The sequence below is a fragment of the Tritonibacter sp. SIMBA_163 genome (assembly GCF_046535935.1).
GTDB lineage: Bacteria > Pseudomonadota > Alphaproteobacteria > Rhodobacterales > Rhodobacteraceae > Epibacterium > Epibacterium scottomollicae.
The window spans coordinates 1-276 of sequence record NZ_JAWJBP010000380.1 but is presented as its reverse complement, the minus strand read 5'-3'; the positions used below and the strand labels follow the sequence as shown (position 1 = coordinate 276).

1 protein-coding gene is annotated in these 276 nt (G+C 66.3%); it reads left to right on the top strand.

Features of this window, described 5'->3' with window-relative positions:
• Positions 1–276, top strand: a 276-nt coding sequence (locus tag R0J92_RS22805) for a TonB-dependent receptor plug domain-containing protein (protein ID WP_411053342.1), incomplete at both ends; no start/stop codon positions are given.

Here is a 276-nt window from a genome sequence, read left to right as displayed (position 1 = left end):
CTGTTCGTCGTCCACAACGCCCATGCCACCGACGACCCCACTCTGCCCGCCGTCCAGGTCGAGGCAAGCAAGCCCTCCCGGATCGACAGCATCGTCACTGTCGAAGCCTCGCAGGCCCAGAACCGCACCCTCGGCGGCATGCTTGAACATGTCTCCGGCGTGCAGAACAGCGCCTTCGGGCCCAACGCCGGAGCACCGGTCATCCGCAGCCTCAGCGGCAACCGCGTGCAGATCCTGGAAGACGGCCAGTCCATCCTGGGCATGAACGCCTTCAGC